General features: G+C 64.4%; 16 protein-coding genes. 8 read left to right on the top strand and 8 right to left on the bottom strand.

Annotated elements, in window-relative coordinates; translation table 11 throughout:
* Window positions 1–14: 14 nt before the first annotated feature.
* Together alc and CUJ91_RS15335 are read right to left on the bottom strand one after the other, a co-directional pair.
* On the bottom strand, window positions 15–1,025 hold the full coding sequence (gene alc, locus CUJ91_RS15330; protein ID WP_006051895.1) for an allantoicase: 1,011 nt from the start codon (window positions 1,023–1,025) through the stop codon (window positions 15–17).
* A 262-nt stretch (window positions 1,026–1,287) separates the two neighbouring features.
* Entirely contained in the window at window positions 1,288–2,619 is a 1,332-nt protein-coding gene (locus tag CUJ91_RS15335) for a C4-dicarboxylate transporter DctA (protein ID WP_029971469.1), read from the bottom strand.
* 228 nt (window positions 2,620–2,847) lie between these two features.
* Between CUJ91_RS15335 and CUJ91_RS15340 the strand changes: the two genes are divergently transcribed.
* Window positions 2,848–3,543: a FadR/GntR family transcriptional regulator gene (locus CUJ91_RS15340; RefSeq protein WP_006051893.1), complete on the top strand. Its 696-nt coding sequence runs from the start codon at window positions 2,848–2,850 to the stop codon at window positions 3,541–3,543.
* Window positions 3,544–3,659: 116 nt separating this feature from the next.
* Here CUJ91_RS15340 and gap read toward each other — a convergent pair whose 3' ends face one another.
* Window positions 3,660–4,670: a type I glyceraldehyde-3-phosphate dehydrogenase gene (gap, locus tag CUJ91_RS15345; protein ID WP_006051892.1), complete on the bottom strand. Its 1,011-nt coding sequence runs from the start codon at window positions 4,668–4,670 to the stop codon at window positions 3,660–3,662.
* A 108-nt stretch (window positions 4,671–4,778) separates the two neighbouring features.
* Window positions 4,779–6,800: a transketolase gene (tkt, locus tag CUJ91_RS15350; protein WP_006051891.1), complete on the bottom strand. Its 2,022-nt coding sequence runs from the start codon at window positions 6,798–6,800 to the stop codon at window positions 4,779–4,781.
* A 301-nt stretch (window positions 6,801–7,101) separates the two neighbouring features.
* Here tkt and speE point away from each other — a divergent pair, with 301 nt between their 5' ends.
* From speE to CUJ91_RS15365, 3 genes are all read left to right on the top strand, one after another.
* Window positions 7,102–7,983, top strand: a complete 882-nt coding sequence (gene speE / locus CUJ91_RS15355; protein ID WP_114156479.1) for a polyamine aminopropyltransferase — start codon at window positions 7,102–7,104, stop codon at window positions 7,981–7,983.
* 115 nt (window positions 7,984–8,098) lie between these two features.
* Window positions 8,099–8,512, top strand: coding sequence for a VOC family protein (locus tag CUJ91_RS15360; protein WP_006051889.1), 414 nt, complete (start codon window positions 8,099–8,101; stop codon window positions 8,510–8,512).
* Between the two features lie 19 nt (window positions 8,513–8,531).
* On the top strand, window positions 8,532–9,272 hold the full coding sequence (locus CUJ91_RS15365; protein ID WP_006051888.1) for a 16S rRNA (uracil(1498)-N(3))-methyltransferase: 741 nt from the start codon (window positions 8,532–8,534) through the stop codon (window positions 9,270–9,272).
* 185 nt (window positions 9,273–9,457) lie between these two features.
* Here CUJ91_RS15365 and CUJ91_RS15370 read toward each other — a convergent pair whose 3' ends face one another.
* The 3 genes from CUJ91_RS15370 to CUJ91_RS15380 all read right to left on the bottom strand — a co-directional run bounded on the left by CUJ91_RS15370 (window position 9,458) and on the right by CUJ91_RS15380 (window position 13,210).
* The gene (locus CUJ91_RS15370) at window positions 9,458–10,027 is read right to left on the bottom strand and encodes a barstar family protein (RefSeq protein WP_029971475.1); all 570 of its coding nucleotides are present in this window, start codon (window positions 10,025–10,027) and stop codon (window positions 9,458–9,460) included.
* Window positions 10,028–10,034: 7 nt separating this feature from the next.
* Window positions 10,035–10,451 (bottom strand): ribonuclease, encoded by a 417-nt coding sequence (locus CUJ91_RS15375; RefSeq protein ID WP_114156480.1) that lies wholly within the window; start codon window positions 10,449–10,451, stop codon window positions 10,035–10,037.
* Window positions 10,452–10,870: 419 nt separating this feature from the next.
* The gene (locus CUJ91_RS15380) at window positions 10,871–13,210 is read right to left on the bottom strand and encodes an NADP-dependent malic enzyme (RefSeq protein WP_029971476.1); all 2,340 of its coding nucleotides are present in this window, start codon (window positions 13,208–13,210) and stop codon (window positions 10,871–10,873) included.
* A gap of 96 nt (window positions 13,211–13,306) precedes the next feature.
* Here CUJ91_RS15380 and thiL point away from each other — a divergent pair, with 96 nt between their 5' ends.
* Genes thiL through CUJ91_RS15400 form a run of 4 tightly spaced genes read left to right on the top strand, consistent with a single transcriptional unit; the run spans window position 13,307 to window position 15,940 of the window.
* Window positions 13,307–14,305: a thiamine-phosphate kinase gene (thiL, locus tag CUJ91_RS15385; RefSeq protein ID WP_114156481.1), complete on the top strand. Its 999-nt coding sequence runs from the start codon at window positions 13,307–13,309 to the stop codon at window positions 14,303–14,305.
* Entirely contained in the window at window positions 14,295–14,852 is a 558-nt protein-coding gene (locus tag CUJ91_RS15390; protein ID WP_006051882.1) for a phosphatidylglycerophosphatase A family protein, read from the top strand. Before thiL ends, CUJ91_RS15390 begins: the two co-directional genes overlap by 11 nt.
* Before the next feature lie 28 nt (window positions 14,853–14,880).
* Window positions 14,881–15,381 carry a CinA family protein gene (locus CUJ91_RS15395; RefSeq protein WP_006051881.1) on the top strand — a complete coding sequence of 167 codons (501 nt, stop codon included), beginning with the start codon at window positions 14,881–14,883 and terminating at the stop codon, window positions 15,379–15,381.
* Between the two features lie 28 nt (window positions 15,382–15,409).
* Entirely contained in the window at window positions 15,410–15,940 is a 531-nt protein-coding gene (locus tag CUJ91_RS15400) for a cupin domain-containing protein (RefSeq protein WP_114156482.1), read from the top strand.
* Window positions 15,941–16,130: 190 nt separating this feature from the next.
* Here the strand turns inward: CUJ91_RS15400 and pyrF are convergent, their stop codons facing one another.
* On the bottom strand, window positions 16,131–16,946 hold the full coding sequence (gene pyrF, locus CUJ91_RS15405; RefSeq protein WP_114156483.1) for an orotidine-5'-phosphate decarboxylase: 816 nt from the start codon (window positions 16,944–16,946) through the stop codon (window positions 16,131–16,133).
* Window positions 16,947–16,978 lie beyond the last annotated feature (32 nt).

Consider the following 16,978-nt stretch of genomic DNA (forward strand, 5'->3'; position numbering starts at 1 on the left):
GCGTGACGCTCCATTTACGCGATCTCGCCCCACAGGCGCAGCCGCGACACGCCGCCGTCGGGGAAGATATTGAAACGCACGTGCGTGACCGGCCCGAGCGACGCGAGGCCGTCCGCGAACGTGTGTACGTGATCCATCTGCAGCTTCTGCTCATCGAGCAGCACGGGCCAGAACATCGCTTGCGTAACGAGCGAATCGTCGGTCCCGCCGATGACGCGCGCGGCCTGCAACGAGCAGCGGTCCGGGAAATTGCCCTTGAAATGCGCGGTATCCACTTCGATTTTGCGGATCACGCCCGGCCGCGCCAGCGCGACGATCGCCCAGTCGTTGCCCGGCTCGCGGCGGCGCCGCGTCTCCCAGCCGTCACCCATGTTGACGCCGCGGCCGGGCATCAGCATCTGCGAGGCGGGGCCGAAATGCTGGTTGTTGGCGGCGACCAGATACGCGCCGTTTTCAATCGCCGCGAGGTCCAGCAGCGCGCCGCGCTCCACGCGTTCCCAGTCACGCCTGGGGTGGCCGTACACGCGCAAACGCGCGAGGCCGCCGTCCGGGTACAGGTTCACGCGCAAGTGAGTGAAGGCACGCGCGTCGTTCACTTCGACGTAATGGTGCTGATTGCCCTGGAGCGTCGTCGCGGGAACCAGCGTTTGCCAGTCGGCATTGTCGGGCGGCACGTCGCCGTCCGCGTGACAGGCGTCGATCGACGCCGCCGGCGGAAAATTGCCGGTGAAGTGGCTCGTGTCCAGATCGACGCCGTGCACGACGCCCGGCCGCGCGAGGCGGATCACGCAAAAATCGTGGCCGCTCGTGCGCTTGCGGCGGGTTTCCCAGCCGTCCATCCACTTGCCGTGGTCGTCGTATTTTCCGGGGATGAATACCGCCGGCTGCGGATCGAGCATGCGTTCTTTCGGCGCGAAGAATTCGTCGCTGGCGAAGAGCGCCTTTGCGCCGAGCCGCGGGTCGGCGAGATTCATGTAGCGGCGGGTGAAAGCGGGAGCGTTCGGGTCGAGGATCGGATTAGCCATGGTTTTCAGTCAAGCGACGTGAAGTTGGAGATGCGCCGGCGGTCCAGCGGGTTTGTCGGCGGAGAAAACGTGCGGCGTGGGGCGTGGAATCGGGAAGCGTCAGGCAAACGTGCGAGCGGGCTTCGCGGACAGCAACGGTAGCGAGCGGTGGCTCTGCCCGCGGCCTGGGCAAACCGGCCCGCGCGAGGCGGCGTGGCTCGCTTCGAGGTCTCGCCACGCGCCGCCCTTCGTGCTGCCCTTCGTGCTGCCCTTAAAGCCTCCCTCAAACAGCGGGCGCGCCGCTATGACCGCTGACGGGTTCGACAGCAGCTTCCTCGCCGCCGGCGACATAGCGGAAATCCGCATCGCCATTCAGCACACGATGCGCGCGCACCCGGTCGATGTCCTTCTCCCACACGGCGACGACCACCGTCGCCACGCAGTTGCCGATCAGGTTGGTCAGCGCGCGGGCAATGCCGACGAACCAGTCGACGGGAAGGATCAGCACGAGGCCAAGCACGGGAATCGCCGGAATCGCGGACAGCGTCGCCGCCAGAATGACGATCGCGGAGCCGGGAATGCCGTGCGCGCCCTTCGACGTCACGAGCGACACCAGCACGACCACGATCAGATCGTGCGTGGAAAGCGGCGTGTTGGTCGCCTGCGCGATGAACAGCACCGCGAGCGTCAGATAGATCGAAAAGCCGTCGAGATTGAACGAGTAGCCGGTCGGAATCACGAGACCGACCGTCGAATCCTTGACGCCCATCCATTCGAGCTTGCGCATGACTTGCGGCAGCACGGCATCGGAAGAAGCGGTGCCGAGCACGATCGACAACTCTTCGCGCAGATAACGGATCAGCTTGAAAATGCTGAAGCCCGCGAGCCGCATGACGACGCCCAGCACGACCACCACGAACACGACGCAGCTCGCGTAAAACACGAGCACCAGCATGCCGAGCTGCTTGAGCGACTCGACGCCGTACTTGCCGGTCGTAAAGGCAATCGCGCCGAGCACGCCGAGCGGCGCCAGCTTGATGATGAAACCCATCACGCGGAAGAACACCTGCGCGAGTTCGTCGATCATGCTGCCCACGCGCTGCCCTTTGCTGCCGAGCAACGAAAGCGCCGAACCGAACAGCACCGAAAAGACCAGAATCTGCAGAATGTCGCCGGTAGCGAACGCGTTGAACGCGGTGTCCGGAATAATCTTCAGCAGAAAACCGGCCGTGTCCTTCAGGCTCTTCGCGTGCTCCGTGTAGGTGGAGAGCGAGGCCGGATCGAGCGAATGCAGGTCGATGTTCATGCCGGCGCCAGGACGCGTTGCGTAGGCCAGCACCGCGCCGATCACGAGCGCGATCGTCGTCATCACCTCGAAGTAGATCACCGCCTTCAGTCCGACGCGGCCGACCTTGCGCAGATCGCCCGCGTGCGCCATGCCGCTCACCACGACGCAAAACACGATCGGACCGATCACCATCTTGATCAGCTTGAGGAAACCGTCGCCGAGCGGACGCAGCGATTGCGCGAACTGCGGGTAGAGCGCGCCGATCGCGACGCCGATCAGAAGCGCTATGACGACCCGGCCAAACAGCGAATTGAGAAACTTCAGCACGGCTTCCTCCTGAGGTGGATGTCCATCTGTTCAGACTGGTCCGACCAGACCTGTTATGGTGGATAGTAGGAAGCCGATATACTGACGTCAAGGCGTCTCGAAACGGTGTTTACCCGCGCTGTGTCGCTTGCTTGTGCGGTTCGCGACGCAGCCTGTTCGCCGTTAATTCCACGTTCTTCGGGCCGCGTACTACAATGCCGGTCAGACCGCGCTTCGAGGTGAATTCCGATGAAAAATGTCCCGCACACCGTCACCGATGCCGCCATCGCGACCATTCGCGAGCGGATCGAAGCGGGCGTTTATCCGGTGGGCAGTCTGCTGCCGGCGCAGCGCCAGCTTTCGGAAGAACTGGCGATCAGCCGCGCGTCGCTGCGCGAGGCGCTGTCCACGCTCGAGGCGCTCGGGCTGCTCGTGATCAGGCCTGGCAAGGGCGTGTATGTGGAGCGCGCGCAGGCGTCGGCGGCGGCGCAGTCCTGGCGCTTTGCCGCGCAGTCTTCGCTGCCCGACACCTATCAGATGCGTTACGCGCTGGAAGGGTTTATCGCGCGCATGGCGGCGCTCGCCGTCAGCGATTCCGACCTCGTCTGGTTCGAGGAAAACATCACGGCCATGCAGACGGCGCTCGCGTGCGACGAACTCGACGAAGCCGCGCGCCTCGACTACGACTTTCACATGCGTATCGTGAACATTGCGGGCAATGCCGCGATCGAGTCGATTCTGAGCAGCAGCGCGGACGTCATGAAGGAAAGCCAGCGCATGCCGTTTTACCGGCGCGAACTGGTGCTGTCGACGTACACCGAGCACCGCGCGATTCTGGACGCGCTCAAGGCGCGCGATTCAGCCGCGGCGGGCAAAGCCATCGAGACGCATATTTCGAACGCCGCGCAGCGCGCCGGCGTCTACTTTCCGACTCCGCAGGCGTAAAAAAGCCGCTCCGTGGAGCGGCTTTGGAGCGGCAGTGGCTTCTTTCTGCGTCGGCATCTTGCGCCGCGGGACGAACCGCCGGCGCAACTCCGGCGGCCCGAGCGAAGCCTCGAACCTTACTTCGCGTTGGCGAGCGCGACTGCCGTATCCAGCATGCGGTTCGAGAAGCCCCACTCGTTGTCGTACCAGCTCGACACCTTCACGAGACGGCCCGACACCTTGGTCAGCGTAGCGTCGAACGTCGACGAAGCCGGGTTGTGGTTGAAGTCGATGGACACCAGCGGCGCGTCGTTATAGCCGAGGATGCCCTTCAGCGCGCCTTGCGACGCTTCCTTCATGATCGCGTTGACTTCTTCGACCGTCGTGTCGCGCGCGGCGATGAACGACAGGTCGACCACCGACACGTTGATCGTCGGCACGCGAATCGCGTAGCCGTCGAGCTTGCCGTTCAGTTCCGGCAACACGAGGCCGACCGCCGAAGCAGCGCCCGTCTTGGTCGGGATCTGGCTATGCGTGGCCGAGCGCGCGCGGCGCAGGTCTTCGTGATAGACGTCCGTCAGAACCTGGTCGTTCGTGTACGCGTGGATCGTCGTCATCAGGCCGTTCACGAGGCCGATCTTGTCGTTCAGCGGCTTGACGAGCGGCGCGAGGCAGTTCGTCGTGCACGATGCGTTCGAGATGACCGTGTCCGATGCCTTCAGCACGTTGTGGTTCACGCCGTAGACGATCGTTGCATCGACGTCCTTGCCGCCCGGCGCCGAGATGATGACTTTCTTCGCGCCGCCCTTGATGTGCGCGCTGGCCTTTTCCTTGGTCGTGAAAAAGCCCGTGCATTCCATCACGACGTCGACGTTCAGCTCGCCCCACGGCAGTTCAGCCGGGTTGCGGTTGGCCAGCACGCGGATCTTGTCGCCGTTCACAACCAGGTAGTCGCCGTCCACCGACACTTCGCCCGGGAACTTGCCGTGCGCGGTGTCGTATTGCGTGAGGTGGGCGTTGGTCTTGGCATCGCCGAGATCGTTGATGGCGACGATTTCGATATCGTGCTTCTTGCCGTTTTCATAGAAGGCGCGCAGCGTGTTGCGGCCGATCCGGCCGTAGCCGTTGATTGCGACGCGAATCGTCATGGTCTATCTCCTGATGGCTGAAAAAATACGTCGATGTTCCGTCTGACCGGCCGCGTCGCCACGCGTTCATGTTGTGCTTCCACGCGCGCGGCAACGCTTTGTCCTGAATCAGCCGAGTGCGGCTTTAGCCGTCTCCACCACGTGCTCGACGGTGAAGCCGAAATGCTTGAACAGCACGCCAGCCGGGGCCGATTCGCCGAACGTGTCGATGCCGACCACGCCGCCTTCCAGACCCACGTACTTGCGCCAGAAATCCGTCACGCCCGCTTCGATCGCGACGCGGCGCACGCCTTGCGGCAGCACGCGTTCGCGGTACTCGGCGTCCTGCCTGTCGAACACGGTGGTCGCCGGCATCGACACGACCCGCGCCGCGATGCCTTCGCGCGCCAGCGGCTCGACCGCGTTCAGCGCCAGTTCCACTTCCGAACCCGTCGCGATCAGGATGATTTTGCGCGCGACGATCTCGTCGTTCCAGTCGCGCAGCACATAACCGCCCTTCTCGATGTTGGCGATCTGCGCGTCGGTGCGCTCCGAGAACGGCAGGTTCTGACGGCTGAAGATCAGGCACGACGGACCGTTGTGTTCGACGGCCTGCGTCCATGCCACCGCCGTTTCCACCGTATCCGACGGACGCCACACCTGCAGATGCGGAATCAGGCGCAGGCTCGCGACGTGTTCGACCGACTGGTGCGTCGGGCCGTCTTCGCCGAGACCGATCGAATCGTGCGTGAACACGAAGATGGACGGCGCCTTCATCAGCGCGGCGACGCGCAGCGCGTTGCGGCTGTAGTCGGAGAACGTCAGGAACGTGCCGCCGAACGCCTTGAAGCCGCCGTGCAGCGCGAGGCCGTTGATCGCGGCGCTCATGCCGAATTCGCGCACGCCGTAGTTGACGTAGTTGCCCGCCGCGCGGCCTTCCTCGTTCACGCGGACCGGCTTTGCGGCCTTCCAGTTGGTCAGATTCGAACCGGTCAGGTCGGCCGAGCCGCCGAGCAGTTCCGGCAGCACCGCCGACAAACCTTCAATAGCTTGCTGCGAAGCCTTGCGCGTTGCAATGGTTTCCGCGCGCTCGTTAGCGCCGGCGATGATCGCCTTCGCTTTTTCCTTCCAGTCCGCGGGGAGTTGCTTCCCGCTGCGACGCGTGAATTCAGCCGCTTCTTGCGGATATTTCGCAGCGTAGGCGGCGAATGCCTTGTTCCAGTCGGACTCGAAGCGCGCGCCGGCTTCCTTCGCGTCCCATGCCGCATAGACTTCCTGCGGAATCACGAACGGCTCCCACTTCCAGCCGATGGCTTCGCGCGTCGCCGCGATTTCCTTCTCGCCGAGCGGCGCGCCGTGCGAGTCGTGGCTGCCGGCCTTGGTCGGCGCACCTTCACCGATCACGGTCTTGCAGCAGATCAGCGTCGGCTTGTCGGACTGCTTGGCCTGCTTGATGGCCGCGTCGACTGCGTCGACGTCGTGGCCGACCACGTTGGGGATCACGTTCCAGCCGTAGGCTTCGAAGCGCTTCGGCGTGTCGTCGTGGAACCAGTGCACCACTTCGCCGTCGATCGAGATGCCGTTGTCGTCGTAGAACGCGATAAGCTTGTTCAGCTTGAGCACGCCGGCAAGCGAGCAGGCTTCGTGCGAGATGCCTTCCATCAGGCAGCCGTCGCCGACGAACACGTACGTATGGTGGTCGACGATCTTCGCGTCAGGCTTGTTGAATTCGGTGGCGAGCAGCGATTCCGCGAGCGCCATGCCGACCGCATTCGCGAGACCTTGGCCGAGCGGGCCGGTGGTCGTTTCGACGCCCGGCGTGATGCCGTATTCCGGGTGGCCCGGCGTCTTCGAATGCATCTGGCGGAAATTCTTGAGCTCGCTGATCGGCAGGTCGTAGCCGGTGAGGTGCAGCAGCGAGTACAGCAGCATCGAGCCGTGGCCGTTCGACAGCACGAAACGGTCGCGGTCTGCCCATTGCGGATTCTTCGGATTGTGGCGCAGATGGCGCGACCACAGGGCCACGCCGATTTCGGCCATGCCCATCGGCATGCCGGGATGGCCGGAATTCGCTTGTTGAACGGCGTCCATGGACAGCGCGCGGATCGCGTTGGCCATCAGGGAAGTGGGTGCGGGAGACGGGGTCGTCATGTCGAGTCCGGAGACAGAGTCAAAAAGCGGTGCGCGCTTGAGGCCCGGAAGCTCGGCGGCCAGTCCGCTTCGGCGCACGGTGCGGCGCCTCAAGACGCGAAACGGGCAGAGCAAACGGACAAGGCTGAAAGCGTGACATTCTAACAGAAGGCCGCACCGGCCCCAGTGCGCCAAGCCGCATGGCGGCGTGCGCATTGCCAAGTCGAAGCTCTGTTGATCCGGGCGTGGCGGCGGGCCAGGAACGCCGTGGGTCGTTAGAATTGAGCGGCGTAACTCAACGCGTTTTCATGCAGGCCGACCCTTGAGCGACTCTTTGCTGTTCCACCCCACACCCGACGTCGTCTACGGATTTCCGCACGCTTCGCTGCTTGCGCGCGTCGACTCGCCGTACCAACGCATCGAGGTGTGGGAGACGCGCCAGCTCGGCCGGCTTTTCACGCTCGACGGCCGCCCGATGACGTCCACCGGCGACGAGTTCATCTATCACGAGTGCATGGTGCATCCGGCGGCGCTCGCGCATCCGGCGCCGAAGGCGGCGCTCGTGCTGGGCGGCGGCGATGGCGGCGCCGCGCGGCAACTGCTCGCGCATCCCGGAATCGAAAGAATCGTCGTCGCCGAGCTCGACGAACAGGTGGTTCGCCTGACGCGCGAGTATTTGCCGGACGTGCACGACGGCGCCTTCGACGACCCGCGCGTCGAACTGCTAATCGGCGACGCCGCGCACTACGTGGCCGCAGCAGCCGACGCGCAATCCATGCAGTTCGATCTGATCGTGTTCGACCTGACGCCGCCGGACTCGCCCGCCGCCGGCCTGTACACGACAGCCTTCTACCGCCAACTGAAGCGGGTGATGAGCCCGACTGCCGCGTTGTCGATCCATCTGGGCTCGCCGTATTTCCACGCCGGCAGAATTGCCGGTCTGCTCGACGACCTGCGCCGCGCGTTCGCCGTCGTACGCATCATGAGCACCTTCATCCCGCTACACGGCTCGCTATGGATGATGGCAACGGCCAGCGACACGCTCGATCCCGCCGCACTAACCGCCGATGACGTGACCGCGCGCCTCGCCGCGCGTCGAATCGACGCATTGAAGCATTACAGCGCGGCCACGCACGCCGGGCTCTTTGCGGCGTCGCCGTCAGCCAGCGGTAAACTAGGTCAATTCTTAAAGCCAGCACGCTAACGACCGGGCAAAATGCTCGGCTTGGCCCGTGCGCGCTATCTCATAGACAGACGATACGGGACTCGCTGCCGGCTTCCGAGCACGCGCCCAACAACCCATAGATCCGGAGAACTCCATGACCGCCTCCCGCCCAGCCGGTGTGCCCTGGTTGACCCCCTATCTGACGGTGCGCGACGCGCGTGCCACGACCGCGTTCTACACCGCGGCGTTCGGCTTCGAGTTGAGGGACAGCGTGCAGGACGACGGCGTCGTCATGCACGTCGAGATGACGTATCAGGGCCAGTTGATCGTGATGTTCGCGCCGGAAGGCGCGTTCGGCTCGACCGCGAAAACACCGCGAAGCGCAGGCGCGATTGCGCCGCAATCGTTTTATGTCTATGTCGACGATGTCGACGCGGTTTACGCCCGGGCGCTCGCCGCCGGGGCAAAATCGCTGAGCGAGCCGCAGGACCAGTTCTGGGGCGACCGCTTCGCCCAGGTTGAGGATCTGGACGGCTACCGTTGGGCGCTCGCTCGCCACCTTTCGTGAACTAATGAGTATTTTTCTGATGCCTCGCTTCTTCGTCGGTACGTCCCTTTCGCCCGACGACATCGTGCAGCTTCCCGATGACGTCGTTCGGCACGTCCTTGTCCTGCGCTTGCAGGTGGGCGACTCCATCGTGCTTTTCAACGGAGAAGGCGGTGAATACAGCGCCGAACTCGCCGCCATCGAACGCCGCGCGGTCACCGTAAAAATTCGCGAGTTCCGCGATATCGAAGTCGAAACGCCTTACCGGCTCACGCTCGCCCAAGGCATTGCGAGCGGCGACAAGATGGACTGGCTGATCGAAAAGGCCGTGGAACTCGGCGCATCCAGCTTCGTGCCGCTCACCACCACGCGCAGCGTGGTGCGTCTGGCGGGCGAACGCGCGGCGCGACGGCATGCGCATTGGGAAGGCATCGTGCGGGCGTCGTGCGAGCAATGCGGGCGCAACCGTCTGCCCGAAGTCATGCCGGTGCGTGAAATCGCCACATGGCTCAGCGCGATGCCGCGCGTTCCCGCCGGCGACGAACTGCGCATCCTGCTGTCGCCGCGCGCGAGCATCCCTTTCTCGGCCTTGCCCGCGGCTCCGCCGAAGGGGCCCGTCACCGTGCTGGTCGGCCCGGAAGGCGGTTTTTCCGCCGCCGAAGAAGCCGCCGCGATGGATCACGGCTTCCAGGCTGTGGGGCTCGGACCGCGCGTGCTGCGCACGGAAACCGCCGGCATGGCCGTGCTGTCGGCGCTGGCGGCTGGCTGGGGCGGGTGGTGAGCGGCCGATTGGGCTCTTGCCGCGCCCGCGGCACTGACTAAGGCTGCGGCATCAGCAGCGGCCGCAACGCCTCCGCGCAAAAGCCAAAATAAAGGCCCGCCAATTGGCGGGCCTTTATCGTTCTGGCGGCAAGCTCCGGCTGCAATCCAGCCAGGAGGCGAAAGCCTCAGGGTTTTTTAGCTTATTCAGGCAAACGAATAAAACACGCGGAACGCGACCTTACGCTCAGCCCAGAATTCGGCGGCCTCGCGGAACACGTCCAGCAGCGTCTCCCGCCCTTCCTTGTCGAACTTCTGTGCGACGGGCAATTGCTCCAGCACGATCACGAAACCCGGCTGCGCACCGGCCTTGTGGACGAGATCGGTCAGGCAATCGTAGAGCGCGTCGTAATTCTTGCCAAAATGTTTCGGAAACAGGAACGAGGTGGCGATGGTCTCGAGCACTTCCTGCTTCGATTGCGCATTGGCGCAATACGCATAGAGAAAGTGCTGCCCTAGTTGATTCGCCTCGTCCGCGAGATCCTGAACGCGGAACGCGCGGATCGACTGTACGATGTTCGGTCGTACGGTCTTGAAAAGACTCATGGGCTCCTCGTTCGATGAAACCACACTGTCAGGCTCGCTCCGGTTCTCACGGCCCTGATCGCCCGCGCGCATTTGCATGACGCGCTGGAACAGGTTGCCCTCGCCGGCCGCGAAAAGATCCGTCGCGACTCCGGTGTCGTGCGCGTAGACGTTGTCGCTCATGCCGTTCATCCCGATGTCATTCAACAATACGATTAAAACTGGTGTAGTGGTCGTCCGAGTAGTAACAATTGTCGGTTCGCTTCAGCGGACCTCCGCAGACGATGCGACGCGCCCCGCGATTACGTGAGCGAGGCGTGGGAACGGTGTATTCGTGGTAGTAGCCGCGCCGGTTGAGCGGCAGCAACCGTTCGCGGTTGCCGAATACGACGCCGTCCTTTTCATATGGATAAGGCCCGCCTGCGGCAATCAAGTTCAATGTATCGACCGCCTGACGGGGCAGTTGCGCCACCGTGACAGTGCCGAGTGCCTGTGCATCGGTGCCGGCGGGTGCCGTGTAGTTGCGCGCGAAGGCGTAAGGCACGGGGCCGCAGAAAGCGCACAGCGCAGCCGCACCGATCAGCACGCCCTTGATCCGCTGCCAGCTGCGTGCCATTTACCAAGATTCCCGGCGGTTAGATCACGAGTTTGACGACCATGAAAGTCGTAAGGGTATCGCTAATGATCCCTGGAATCAACGTTCGCCAGGCGCCCGAAATTGCCCAAATCGACGGCGACGCGCTGCTGGCCGCACTTTGACGACTTTTGACAGAAAATTTTGCTCACTCGGGCTAGTATTAGCCCAACGACGCAAAAACACCCGCCCGCCGGGCCTCCGTCGCCGGAGTTCGGAAGCGGGATTCTTGTAACGATGCCTGTTGTTTGCCGTTTTGGGGCGGCTATCCCCTGTTCGCCCTAAGGCGTGTCCATTGCGGACACGCCTTCTTTTTTGCTGGGCGAGATGCCGGCCAAGGTAGCCGGCAGGTTTGCGTGCGCCGGCCGGTGCTTACTACGCAACCAGCCAGCGCCGTGCGATCAACGCGCCGCGATCACATCCGCGACCAGCAGCGCCGTCATGTTGACGATGCGCCGAACCGTTGCGGACGCCGTCAGCACATGCACCGGCTTGTCCGCGCCGAGCAGCATCGGGCCAATCGCGATGTTGTTGCCGGCCGCCGTCTTCAGCAGGTTGTACGAGATGTTGGCCGCGTCGATGTTCGGCAGCACCAGCAGGTTCGCATCGCCTTCGAGCGTCGAGTCCGGCAGGATTTCGCGGCGCAGATTGGCGTCGAGCGCGACGTCGCCGTGCATTTCGCCGTCCACCTGAAGATCCGGCGCGCGTTCGCGCAGAATCGTCAGCGTGTCGCGCATTTTCTGCGCGGTCGGCGCATGGCTCGATCCGAAGTTCGAGTGCGACACAAGCGCGACCTTCGGCTCGATACCGAAACGGCGCACTTCCTCGGCGGCCATGATCGTGATCTCGGCCAGTTGTTCCGGCGTCGGATCGACGTTCACGTGCGTATCGACGAGGAAAATCTGGCGATTCGGCAGCACCAGCGCGTTCATCGCGGCGTAGACAGCGCAGCCTTCGCGCTTGCCGATCACCTGGTCGATGAAGTGCAAATGGCGATGCGTCGTGCTCACCATGCCGCAGATCATGCCGTCGGCTTCGCCCTTTTTCACCAGCATCGCGCCGATCAGCGTGGTGCGGCGGCGCATTTCGAGCTTCGCCATCTGCTGCGTGATGCCCTTGCGCGACATCATCTTGTAGTATTCCTGCCAGAAATCGCGGTAGCGCTCGTCGTGATCGGTGTTCACGACCGTGTAATCCTGGCCCGCGACGAGGCGCAGCCCATAGCGCGCAATGCGCTGCTCGATCACGGCCGGACGGCCAATCAGGATCGGCTTCGCCAGCTTTTCGTCGACGATGATCTGCATCGCCCGCAGCACGCGCTCTTCTTCGCCTTCCGCGAAGACAATGCGTTTCTTCTCCGGCTCGACGCCGCGCGCGAGCTGGAAAATCGGCTTCATCGTCGTGCCGCTGTGATACACGAACTGCTGCAGGTGCTGTTCGTACGCTTCCATGTCCTCGATCGGACGCTCGGCGACGCCGGAATCCATCGCGGCCTTCGCCACCGCCGGCGCGACCTTGACGATCAGGCGCGGATCGAACGGCTTCGGAATCAAATATTCCGGCCCGAACGACAGGTCCTGAATGCCATAAGCCGTCGCGACGATGTCGCTCTGCTCCTGACGCGCCAGTTCCGCGATCGCGTTGACCGCGGCGATTTCCATTTCCCGCGTGACTGTCGTCGCGCCCGCGTCGAGTGCGCCGCGGAACAGGAACGGGAACACCAGCACGTTGTTCACCTGGTTCGGATAGTCGGTGCGGCCCGTGCACAGCACCGCGTCCGGACGCACTTCCAGCGCCAGTTCCGGCAGGATTTCCGGCGTCGGATTGGCGAGAGCGAGAATCAGCGGCTTGTCGGCCATCTGCTTGACCATGTCCTGCTTGAGCACGCCGCCCGCCGACAGCCCGAGGAAAACGTCCGCGCCGCCAATCGCCTCGGCGAGCGTGCGGGCTTCGGTTTCGCGCGCGAAGCGCTCCTTGTCCGGGTCCATCAGTTCGACGCGGCCCTTGTACACCACGCCCGCGAGGTCGGTGACGAGAATGTTCTCGAGCGGCAGGCCGATGTCCACCAGCAGGTCCAGACACGCCAGCGCCGCCGCGCCCGCGCCGGAGGCCACGAGCTTGACGTCCTTGATGTCCTTGCCGACCACCTTCAGACCGTTGGTGATCGCCGCCGCGACGACGATCGCCGTCCCGTGCTGGTCGTCGTGGAAAACCGGAATCTTCATGCGCTTGCGGCATTCGCGCTCGACGATAAAGCAGTCCGGCGCCTTGATGTCTTCCAGGTTGATGCCGCCGAAAGTCGGCTCGAGCGCCGCGATCACGTCGACCAGCTTGTGCGGATCGGACTCGTTCAGCTCGATATCGAACACGTCGATGCCGGCGAACTTCTTGAACAGCACGGCCTTGCCTTCCATGACCGGCTTCGACGCGAGCGGCCCGATATTGCCGAGGCCAAGCACCGCCGTGCCGTTCGTGACGACGCCGACGAGGTTGCTGCGCGCGGTGAAACGCGCCGCATTCATCGGGTTTTCGACGATTTCCTCGCACGCGAACGCGACGCCCGGCGAGTACGCCAGCGCGAGATCGCGCTGGTTGATCATCTGCTTGGTCGGGGAGATCGCGAGCTTCCCTGGAGTCGGGAACTCGTGGTAATCGAGGGCGGCTTCGCGGAGTTTGCTATTGACGGGAGTCGACATAAGGCGGGCTTCGAAGTGCGGATTAGAATAGATGTTCGACGGCATTGTAGCCCCAATTGCCGGCCCAATTCCTTCAATACGGGTATAACTGCCGCGACCGAAACGTAGCGAAAGCCAGTGGTGCCTGCACTTTTCCTCACAATGCTCTCAGAGTTTTCGCTGATCGAACGTTTCTTTGCCCGCCGCGCGGCGGGCCAGCCGTCGGTTGCCGCGGACGGCTCGCTCGGCATCGGCGACGACTGCGCGCTGCTCGCGCCGCGCGCCGGCGAAATGCTGGCGATATCGACGGACATGCTGGTGGAAGGCCGCCATTTCTTCGCCGATATCGATCCCGAGGCGCTCGGCCACAAGGCGCTCGCCGTGAATCTGTCGGACCTTGCCGCGATGGGCGCGCAGCCGCAGGCGTTCACGCTTGCCTTTTCGCTGCCCAAAGCCGACGAGGCGTGGCTCGCCGCGTTCAGCGAGGGCCTGTTCGCGCTCGCGGAACGGCACGGTTGCGCGCTGATCGGCGGAGATACGACCGGCGGGCCGCTGAACCTGTGCATCACCGTGTTCGGCAGCGTGCCGCCGCAAGCGGCGCTGCGGCGCGACGCCGCACAAGCCGGCGACGACATCTGGGTGTCCGGCACGCTCGGCGACGCGCGCGCCGGCCTCGGCATCCAGCGCGGCGAGTGGCAGGCGGATGCGGCCGACGCCACAAGCTTCCGCCGCGCGCTCGAACGCCCGGAGCCGCGCATCGCGCTCGGTCTCGCATTGCGCGGCGTCGCGCGCGCCGCGCTGGACGTATCGGACGGACTCGCGGGCGACCTCAAGCACATTCTGGATCGCTCGAAGCTGCGCGCCACCGTCGACGCCGACGCCGTCCCGCGTTCCGCCGCGCTGCGCAATCTGCCGCTCGATACGCAGCGGCGCTGCACGCTCGCAGGCGGCGACGACTACGAACTCTGCTTCACCGCGCCGCCCGCCGCGCGCGTCGCGGTGGAAAACGCCGGGCATAAGGCGGGCGTGCCGGTCACCCGCATCGGTACAATAAGCGCTCTTCAATCGGCGGCGGATCGCCCCGCGATCGACTGGCGCGACGCCGCCGGCGCGCCGCTCACCCTGACGTTGCAAGGCTTCGACCACTTTCATGCAGACTGATCCCCCGCTTCGGCCCGCCGACGAGTTCGTCGGCGGCCAGCCTCCCAAGCCGCAACGCCCGCAGCCGCGCCGCGCGACCGCGCGCTTCATGTTGTCGCATCCTCTGCATATTCTGTCGCTCGGTTTCGGCAGCGGCTTGTCGCCGTTCGCGCCTGGGACGATCGGCACGCTGTTCGCGTGGGCGTCTTTTGCCGTCTTCAGCCGCTATCTGACGGTAATCGAATGGGGTGTGCTGATCGGCGTCGGCTTTGTCGGCGGCATTGCGATTTGCGGTTTTACCGCGAAGAGGCTCGGCACCGACGACCCGTCGCCGGTCGTATGGGACGAAATCGTCGCGTTCTGGCTGGTTCTGCTGATGGTCACGCCGGTCACGCTGACCGGGCAGTTCTGGGCGTTCGTGCTGTTCCGCTTCTTCGACATGGTGAAACCGCCGCCTATCGGCTACTTTGATCGCCGGCTGAAAGGCGGTTTTGGCATCATGTTCGACGACCTCGTCGCCGCGTTTTTCACGCTGCTCGTGATTGCGCTTTGGCGCATGTCCGTTTAACCGTTGCGCCCCGTTCCGGATTGACGCCATGCCTACCGATTCCGTCGTTCACCAGCTCGCGATCCGCGTGAGCAACCGCCTGCGCGACGAGCGCCTGATGCTCGTCACCGCCGAGTCGTGCACGGGCGGCATGGTCGCGACCGCGATCACCGACATTTCCGGCAGCAGCGGCTGGTTCGAGCGCGGCTTCGTCACGTACTCGAACCAGGCGAAGAGCGAAATGATCGGCGTGCCCGCGGACATGATCGAAAAATTCGGCGCGGTCAGCGAGCAGGTGGCGCGCGCGATGGCCGAAGGCGCGCTGCGCAACAGCCGCGCGCAGGTGTCGCTGTCGATCACCGGCGTCGCCGGTCCGGGCGGCGGCACGGAGACCAAGCCGGTCGGCATGGTGTCGTTTGGCTGGAGCAACCGGCTGCATACATCGGTTGAGACGAAGGTTTTCAAGGGCGACCGCGAGCAGATTCGCGTGCAGGCCGCGGCGCACGCGCTGCGCGGCGTCCTCGCGCTGCTCGACGAGCGCGAACATTGACCGTTGCAGTTGCGTGGAGACGAAACGAATGCCGGATTCCGATGCAGCCCGAGACGAATTGATCCGCCGCTTCGATCTGAAGCCGCATCCGGAAGGCGGATTTTTCAGCGAGACGTATCGGTCGGCGGAGCGCGTGAGCCGCGCGGACCGCGCGGCGGACGGAACGACGGAGACGCGCTCGGCGTCGACGGCCATCTACTACCTGCTGTGCGACGGCGCGCATTCGGCCTGGCATCGGATCAAATCCGACGAGGTCTGGCATTTCTACGCCGGCGAGCCGCTGAACGTTCACGTACTCGACGCAGCCGGCAAGCTGGTCACGCACAAGCTCGGTAATGCGCTGATTCACCGCGACGCGGTGTTTCAGGCCGTGGTGCCGGCCGGTTTGTGGTTCGCCGCCGAATGCGCGGACCCCGCGAGCTTCGCGCTGGTTGGTTGCACCGTCGCGCCCGGTTTCGAGTTCAGCGAGTTCGAGCTTGCGGATGTCGATGCGTTGAAATCGCGCTATCCGCAACATGCGGCGTTTATCGGGCGGTTGGGGCCAACGGCCGGCGCGTGAAGCGCAACGGCTACTGTGTGGCGCGGCTGGCGCGAATTGCGATTGCCGGAAGCGGCTAGCGTCGGGCCGTTAGGGAAGCGACAAACCCACGCGGCAAACCCAAGCGATAAACCAGGCGACCAACCAGCCAATCACCGAAGCACTCAACTGGTCGACCACCGAAACACCCGCCAAACCGCCAAACCACCCCTCACCGAAACGCGTTAATCCGCTCCCGCGTTTCCATCGCCGCCTTCGCCGCCGCCTGCGCAAAGTCCTCGCCCTTGCCCGCATAGATGATCGCGCGCGACGAGTTGATCAGCATGCCCGTGCCGTTCGCGGTGCGGCCCGCGCCGACGGTCGCCTGAACGTCGCCGCCCTGCGCGCCGATGCCCGGAATCAGGAGCGGCATATCGCCGACAATCCCGCGCACCACTTCGATTTCCTTCGGAAAAGTCGCGCCGACGACGAGCCCGAGCTGGCCGCTCGCGTTCCACTTCTCCGCCGCCAGTTGCGCGACGACCTGATAGAGCGGACGCCCGCCCGTCTCCAGAAATTGCAGGTCCGAACCGCCCGCATTCGACGTGCGGCACAGCACGATCACGCCCTTGCCTTCGTGCTCAAGGTACGGCTCGATCGAATCGAAACCCATGTACGGATTGACCGTGACCGCGTCCGCCTGGTAGCGCTCGAACGCTTCGCGCGCGTACTGCTCGGCGGTGCTGCCGATGTCGCCGCGCTTCGCGTCCAGAATCACCGGCAAGCCCGGATGATACGCGTGAATATGCGCGATCAGCTGCTCAAGCTGGTCTTCCGCGCGATGCGCCGCGAAGTAGGCGATTTGCGGCTTGAACGACGACGCGTAAGGCGCGGTCGCGTCGACGATCTCGCGGCAGAAGTCGAAGATCGCGTCGGGCCGGCCGGCGAGCGCGCCGGGAAATTTGCTCGGCTCGGGATCGAGGCCGACGCACAGCAGCGAGTTGGTGCGCTGCCAGGCGTCGTTGAGTGTCTGGATGAAGTTGGACATGGTGAGTCTCGCGGCGAGCCGGTAATCGGGGA

The sequence above is a fragment of the Paraburkholderia graminis genome, from assembly GCF_003330785.1.
In the GTDB taxonomy this organism is placed as follows: Bacteria; Pseudomonadota; Gammaproteobacteria; order Burkholderiales; family Burkholderiaceae; genus Paraburkholderia; species Paraburkholderia graminis.